A 5,888-nucleotide genomic window follows, 5' to 3' on the forward strand; every position below is an offset into this window, starting at 1 on the left:
TCTCCCACGGCATAGATAGACGGATCACTGGTCTGCATTGACTCATTGGTCCAGATGCCACCAAGCTCACCAATTTGTAAACCAGCGTCTTTCGCCAGTTGAGTTTCAGGACGCACGCCTATCGCCATGATCAGCAATTCAGTCGATAAGGTATCACCGTTATTAAGTGTTAGCATTAATTGACCACATAAGTGCTGCTGTCTGACGGTTTCACCAGCATCAGCATTAGCAATTGAGGTCGTTGGCACAAACTCAACCGACTGAAGTGCAACCCCTAAACGTAGGTCGATGCCTTTATCTCGGATTTCGGCATGAGCAAAACCTGCCATTTCTCGATCGACCGGGGTCATCACTTGATCGGCCATTTCGATCAAAGTGGTTTTGATGCCTAATTGATGAAAGGCTTCCATCATTTCTAATCCGATAAATCCACCGCCGACCACCGTTGCATGGCTAGGCTGATTCATCTGAATCGCCTTCATGATGTTATCCATATCCGGAATATTACGCAGTGAATAGGTGAGTGGATTGTCTAAGCCTGAAATCGGGGGGATAACAGGGCCAGCACCGGGGCTCAGTAGAAGAAAATCATAACTTTCTTCATATTCCGTGTGATCAATGAGATTGCGGATTGTGACGGTTTTGGTATCACGATTGATGCGCAACACTTCATTCATCACCCGTACATCAACATTAAAACGGGCTAAAAAGCTTTCAGGGGTTTGCAGGAGTAAGTTGCTACGTTCTTTAATGTCACCGCCGATATGATAAGGCAATCCACAATTAGCAAATGAAACAAAAGGGCCTCGCTCAAACATAATAATTTGAGCCTCTTCACTTAAACGACGAGCCCGGGCAGCGGCAGAAGCGCCACCGGCAACTCCGCCCACGATAACGATTTTTGTCATAACGACTCCAAAAAATACATGCCCTACACTGGTTAAGTGGTAGGGCAAAGGATGAATCTTTTTTATACCCACTCAGCAATAGGTTGGGCAACGGCAATAGACTCGAATTTACTTAGCTAGTATGCCTATTTTTTTTAGGACAAATACACCAGGGCAGGTACCGGTAAATGCGCTTTGTAGCAAGTTGGCACCAATAAACACTGTCAGCCATATAAAATTAGCATGGATAAACACGGTTAATAGTACTGAGAGAAGAATCATACTTCCTGCGATGACTCTGATGCCATTTTCGATTGTCATAGTTTTAGCCTCCGTTGCAAAATTGGTTCTACTATAAAACCTTATTTTAGCTATGTCTAATTTTAATTTATCTAAATTTGATAGCTCTAAATAAGGTTTGACTAATTTAGTTGTCTTTACGTATGATTAACACTCAATGACAACGCGAGGGATAAGGTATGGATGGAATAAATGTCAATCAGATGCACACCCGAGCGGTTGAGGTCGCCGAATTGTTAAGCATCATGGCTCACCCAGAGCGACTCATGGTAGTTTGTCAATTAACGCAAGGAGAAGTTGGTGTGACGCAATTGATGAAGAGTTCATCATTGAGTCAGTCAGCATTTTCTCAACATTTAGCAGTATTAAGAAAACACGGATTGATTCAAGCTCGCAAATCTTCTCAGCAGGTTTTTTATTCATTAACCGATAGTCGATTAAGTCAATTTATCCACCATTTACAAGCGGTATTCTGTTCTTAGTTTAGCGTGAACCAACAAAGGGGCAATTATGACATTTTCCATTCCTTGGGCGTCGCTGCTTGGCGGCATATTATTGGGGATTTCAGCGACCTTGATGCTACTACTTAATGGAAAAGTAGCCGGAATTAGCGGCATTTTAAATGGCATTCTCTCTCCTAAAGCACAAGATTTCATGTGGCGATTATTATTTGTGGTAGGCATGATTGCTGGTGGGGTCGCCGGGGTTAATCTGTTCACCAGCGATGTTCCCATGACTTATGGCACTCAAACTAGCCTGTTAATTGGTGCGGGATTACTGGTCGGATTAGGAACACGTTTAGGTAACGGTTGTACCAGTGGCCATGGCATTTGTGGTATCGGGCGTTTATCCATTCGTTCTATCGTTGCAACGGGGATATTTATGTTGGTTGCCGGTATTACCGTCTATCTTCGTCTTCACCTACTTTAATGCAATAAAAGTAAGGATAACCTTATGAGAAAAATATTCTTTCAGCTGACTTCTCTCGTTTCTGGGGTGTTATTTGGCGTGGGAATGGCCATATCAGGAATGGCTAACCCAACAAAAGTGATTGGGTTTTTAGACATTGCAGGGACTTGGGATCCCAGTTTGATCTTTGTCATGGGCGGTGCTCTGTTGGTGTTTCTGCCAGCTTATTTTTTACTAATCAAGCCCCAGCAAAAACCATGGAATGCCTCAGAGTTCTGTTTAACTACAAGCCGGACGATTGATGCCAAGTTACTTCTAGGTGCGGCACTGTTTGGCATTGGCTGGGGAATCGCAGGCATTTGTCCGGGGCCCGCTGTATCGAGTTTAGCGTTGGGTAATCCGGATGTTTGGATCTTTTTTATTTCGATGATCGTTGGATTAAGTGTGATGAACTTTTGGCTGAAAATGCAAAATCATTAAATCGTATTTTATCACCCACCTCATCTATTGCCTCAGGGCTTGTTGACCTCTCACCGCGGTGAATACATTTTTGTTTCGCATACAATTTAACCGCTAAAGATCAACACGCCCTAATTGGGGCTTTTTTTGTTTGTCATTGTGAATAACTTTTCGGAACCATAATCACTCGCTAGGGGATAAAAATTCGTGCCATTACGGTATTATTTTGGTTATTTTTTTCTTGCATTGCTCTCAGCCCTTTACTTGATTGGAGTACAAAAAAAGCAACATAAATTTTTATGAAAACCTCATTTTTTACTTTCATAGTAGATTGAGATCTTATTCTATAAGATTGATTCCTTCTTACTCATTGTCCGTTTTTTATTGATCTATATCAATACGCAGCCCACTGGCTTTTCGTTAAATACAGCACAACATATAGTGCTCAACGTGCAATATAATAACCATATGGTGTATTTGTGGATAATTCTGTGAATATGCTGGGTAAGGAGAAATGGTGAAACCAATAGTAATCAAACGAGATGGATCAAAAGCCCCATTTAGTCGAGATCGTATTCAATCTGCTGTGGAAAGTGCAGCTGATCAGGTCACTAATGAAATCGCAATTTATGCATTAAATGTTGCGTTGGCAATCGAGCTTAAACTCAAAGAGTATGAACAAGTTCATATTGCTGAGATCCAAACTCTGGTAGAGAACGAACTCATGCAAGGTCCGTATAAAGCATTGGCTCGTTCATACATTGAATATCGCCATGATCGTGACATCGCTCGAGAGAAGCAGAGTACGTTAACTAAAGAAATTGAAGGATTAATTCAAGAAAGCAATGCCGATCTTCTCAATGAGAATGCCAATAAAGACGGTAAAGTGATTCCAACTCAACGTGATTTGCTAGCGGGTATAGTGGCAAAACATTATGCCAAAACACGTATTTTGCCACGTGACATTGTACAAGCGCATGAAGAAGGGGATATTCATTATCACGATCTGGATTACGCACCATTTTTTCCCATGTTTAACTGCATGTTGATTGATTTAAATGGCATGTTAACCCATGGATTTAAAATGGGTAATGCTGAAATCGACACACCGAAGTCAATTTCTACCGCAACGGCAGTAACGGCCCAAATTATCGCGCAAGTGGCTAGCCATATTTATGGTGGCACAACCATTAACCGTATTGATGAAGTTCTTTCTCCTTATGTGACTTCTAGCTATAACAAACATTTGGCCATCGCCCAAGAATGGGAGATTGCAGAGCCTCAGGCTTTCGCAATGGCTCGTACTGAAAAAGAATGTTACGACGCATTCCAATCATTAGAGTATGAAGTCAATACCCTACATACAGCGAATGGGCAAACGCCATTTGTTACCTTTGGCTTTGGTTTAGGAACCAGTTGGGAAGCTCGGTTAATTCAGCAGTCTATCTTAAAAAATCGCATTGCGGGGCTTGGAAAAAATCGTAAAACGGCAGTATTTCCTAAGCTGGTCTTTGCCATCAAAGATGGCCTAAACCATAAAGCGGATGATCCTAACTATGACATTAAACAGTTAGCGTTAGAGTGTGCCTCTAAACGTATGTACCCTGATATTCTTAACTATGACAAAGTCGTCGAAGTCACAGGCTCATTTAAAACCCCGATGGGCTGCCGTAGTTTTTTAAACCCATATGAGGAAAATGGCGAATTAGTCCATGAAGGTCGTAATAATTTAGGTGTAGTGAGCTTAAACCTACCGCGTATTGCGCTCAAGGCGAAAGGTGATCTTGATACTTTTTACCGCTTATTAGATAAAAAATTGAAGCTTGCACGTCGAGCGTTAGAAACACGTATCCATCGATTAGAGAATGTGAAAGCACGTGTTGCGCCTATCTTATATATGGAAGGGGCATGTGGCGTCCGTTTAAAAGCGGATGATTCTGTCGCGCAAATATTTAAACATGGTCGAGCTTCGATTTCATTAGGCTATATCGGGGTGCATGAAACTGTGAATGCGCTATTTGGTCAACAGCAACACGTTTATGATAGCGCAGAGCTACGTGAGCATGCCTTAAATATTATTGGAAAACTTCGTGCTGCAGTTGACCAATGGAAAGCAGAAACGGGTTATGCCTTTAGCCTTTATGGTACCCCTAGCGAAAACCTATGCAGTCGTTTTTGTCGTATTGACACTAAAGAATTTGGTGTCATTGATGGGGTAACCGATAAAGGCTATTACACCAATAGCTTTCATTTAGATGTTGAAAAGAAAGTGAATCCTTACGATAAAATTGATTTTGAGATGCCATATCCTTCCCTCTCGAGTGGTGGTTTTATTTGCTATGGTGAATTCCCCAATATGCAACGTAACATTGAAGCATTAGAGAACGTTTGGGATTACAGTTATACCCGAGTGCCATACTATGGTACGAACACGCCCATTGATGAATGTTATGAATGTGGATTTACGGGAGAATTTGAATGCACCAGTAAAGGGTTTGTGTGTCCTAAATGTGGCAACCACGATTCTTCAAAAGTGTCGGTGACTCGGCGTGTATGCGGTTATTTAGGTAGTCCTGATGCCCGTCCATTTAACTTCGGCAAACAAGAAGAAGTTAAACGTCGTGTGAAACATCTGTGATTTTATGAATTATCATCAATACTATCCAATTGATGTGGTTAATGGGCCGGGCACGCGCTGTACTTTGTTCGTTTCCGGCTGTCTCCATCAATGTCGAGGGTGCTACAATAAAAGCACTTGGCCACTAGATTCTGGACGTCCTTTTACCACTGCAATGGAAGATCAAATTATTGCGGATCTTAATGATTCTCGGATACCGAAGCGGGGGCTTTCTCTTTCCGGCGGTGATCCACTGCATCCAGACAATGTCGCAGCGGTATTGCATTTGGTTGAGCGAGTAAAGAAAGAGTGTGTTGGAAAAGATATTTGGTTATGGACCGGATATTGTTTACACGAACTAGATGAAAAGCAGCGGCAAGTGTTAGATTACCTTGATGTCTTGATCGATGGTAAATTTGAGCAATCATTGGCTGACCCGAGTTTAGACTGGCGAGGGAGCAGTAATCAGATCATTCATTACTTAAAGTTGTAAAAATCACTTTCGATTTTTCCTTATCTGGTGTTTACTTGAAAGTCATTACTTGAATTTCAAAGGGTTGTGACTTTCATGCTTTCACATTTACCAACACCAACATTAGATCCCATTCTTTCGCTTTCCGTCGCATTTCGCCAAGATCCACGCCCTCAAAAAGTAGATCTCGGGATTGGTGTGTATAAAAATAGCCAAGGCGAAACACCAATAATGCAAGCGGTGC

Annotated in this window: 7 protein-coding genes and 1 pseudogene; 6 read left to right on the forward strand and 2 right to left on the reverse strand. The window is 41.9% G+C overall.

Annotation, left to right across the window (positions count from 1 at the left end):
* Both B7C60_RS19705 and B7C60_RS15390 read right to left on the reverse strand, forming a co-directional pair.
* Positions 1 to 908 (reverse strand): NAD(P)/FAD-dependent oxidoreductase (locus B7C60_RS19705; protein WP_245869558.1); only part of this gene is annotated, 908 nt, incomplete at its 3' end.
* 108 nt (positions 909 to 1,016) lie between these two features.
* Positions 1,017 to 1,208: a YgaP family membrane protein gene (locus B7C60_RS15390; protein WP_099612399.1), complete on the reverse strand. Its 192-nt coding sequence runs from the start codon at positions 1,206 to 1,208 to the stop codon at positions 1,017 to 1,019.
* A gap of 158 nt (positions 1,209 to 1,366) precedes the next feature.
* On the opposite strand from B7C60_RS15390, the gene B7C60_RS15395 reads away from it, so the two are divergent.
* The 6 genes and pseudogenes from B7C60_RS15395 to B7C60_RS19710 form a co-directional block, all read left to right on the forward strand.
* Positions 1,367 to 1,669, forward strand: a complete 303-nt coding sequence (locus tag B7C60_RS15395) for an ArsR/SmtB family transcription factor (RefSeq protein ID WP_099612400.1) — start codon at positions 1,367 to 1,369, stop codon at positions 1,667 to 1,669.
* Positions 1,670 to 1,697: 28 nt separating this feature from the next.
* Complete coding sequence (locus B7C60_RS15400; protein WP_099612401.1) at positions 1,698 to 2,117, forward strand: YeeE/YedE family protein; 420 nt, start codon at positions 1,698 to 1,700, stop codon at positions 2,115 to 2,117.
* A gap of 24 nt (positions 2,118 to 2,141) precedes the next feature.
* Positions 2,142 to 2,576, forward strand: coding sequence for a YeeE/YedE family protein (locus B7C60_RS15405; RefSeq protein ID WP_099612402.1), 435 nt, complete (start codon positions 2,142 to 2,144; stop codon positions 2,574 to 2,576).
* Between the two features lie 496 nt (positions 2,577 to 3,072).
* Complete coding sequence (gene nrdD / locus B7C60_RS15410) at positions 3,073 to 5,193, forward strand: anaerobic ribonucleoside-triphosphate reductase (RefSeq protein WP_099612659.1); 2,121 nt, start codon at positions 3,073 to 3,075, stop codon at positions 5,191 to 5,193.
* A gap of 4 nt (positions 5,194 to 5,197) precedes the next feature.
* Positions 5,198 to 5,665, forward strand: a complete 468-nt coding sequence (gene nrdG, locus B7C60_RS15415) for an anaerobic ribonucleoside-triphosphate reductase-activating protein (protein ID WP_099612403.1) — start codon at positions 5,198 to 5,200, stop codon at positions 5,663 to 5,665.
* A gap of 75 nt (positions 5,666 to 5,740) precedes the next feature.
* Positions 5,741 to 5,888, forward strand: a pseudogene (locus B7C60_RS19710) (aromatic amino acid aminotransferase); the annotation flags it as partial.

It is taken from the genome of Vibrio fujianensis (assembly GCF_002749895.1).
GTDB classification, from domain to species: domain Bacteria; phylum Pseudomonadota; class Gammaproteobacteria; order Enterobacterales; family Vibrionaceae; genus Vibrio; species Vibrio fujianensis.

Bases quoted from the DNA above. Each gene is read 5' to 3' on its own strand.
- B7C60_RS15390 (WP_099612399.1), bottom strand. From the start codon at position 1,208: ATGACAATCGAAAATGGCATCAGAGTCATCGCAGGAAGTATGATTCTT.
- B7C60_RS15395 (WP_099612400.1), top strand. From the start codon at position 1,367: ATGGATGGAATAAATGTCAATCAGATGCACACCCGAGCGGTTGAGGTC.
- B7C60_RS15400 (WP_099612401.1), top strand. From the start codon at position 1,698: ATGACATTTTCCATTCCTTGGGCGTCGCTGCTTGGCGGCATATTATTG.
- B7C60_RS15405 (WP_099612402.1), top strand. From the start codon at position 2,142: ATGAGAAAAATATTCTTTCAGCTGACTTCTCTCGTTTCTGGGGTGTTA.
- nrdG (WP_099612403.1), top strand. From the start codon at position 5,198: ATGAATTATCATCAATACTATCCAATTGATGTGGTTAATGGGCCGGGC.